Origin of the sequence: Candidatus Pantoea deserta (genome assembly GCF_003813865.1) — a bacterium.
Taxonomy (GTDB): domain Bacteria; phylum Pseudomonadota; class Gammaproteobacteria; order Enterobacterales; family Enterobacteriaceae; genus Pantoea; species Pantoea deserta.
Map to the genome: position 1 here is coordinate 1 of NZ_RMVG01000066.1, position 685 is coordinate 685.

2 protein-coding genes are annotated in these 685 nt (G+C 50.8%); both read right to left on the minus strand.

The genetic code is table 11. The annotated features are described in order from the left end of the window. A partial coding sequence (locus tag BBB56_RS24000) for a hypothetical protein (protein ID WP_369409927.1) occupies window positions 1-209 on the minus strand: 209 nt, incomplete at its 3' end. Between the two features lie 49 nt (window positions 210-258). Beyond that, window positions 259-685: Imm72 family immunity protein (locus BBB56_RS23425; RefSeq protein WP_255420560.1), on the minus strand; the 427-nt coding region annotated here is incomplete at its 5' end.

Genomic DNA, 685 nt, shown 5'->3' on the forward strand with positions numbered 1-685 from the left:
CAGGTCGCATTACCGTCTTTCAGGGGGCAACCAGGATCACCGCCGTCAAAGGCAGTCCCCACCTCGGTACCCGTCAGTGAGCGGCGTATGCCAGCCATACGCTTCACCGTATCAAGTCCGGTGGTGGTGTTGACGCCGTTGCGGAACCAGATGCCGTTTTCAGCCAGAATGCGCTGCGTAAGTTTTCCGCCACTGAATAATAAGCTCACGGACCGGATAAGCCCGTTCCAGCCGGAATTTAAAAACCGCCCTTGTTATTTATTCTCCATCCGATTTGATAAAAACACGACCGCCGTCATCTCGCTGCAAAAGGCTCCAGGTCGCAGGAAGCTTTATTTCAGGTGCGTACATATCACGCCGATATTTCGTGGCCTCTGGCATCAACGTACCTGCCTGAACTTCAATAAACTGCTGGTGTCCACCAGCCAGTGTGGACCATTGTCCAGAATAAGGGCATTGTTCGCCAGTCCGGCAGGTAATACGTTTACCCGGTTCATCATCCAGGAAATAGTCCGATTCATCAGGAATGATACCATCGCAATAGCGGGTGTCCTCCCAGACAAGACGCCATTCAACGTCCCGGTAACGAATAGGATCATCGGTTATAACCATTTCTGTATCACTTTCAATCAACACATCGTAATAAATCTGCCGGGGAGCAGTCATACCGCGTATAAAATAGTTG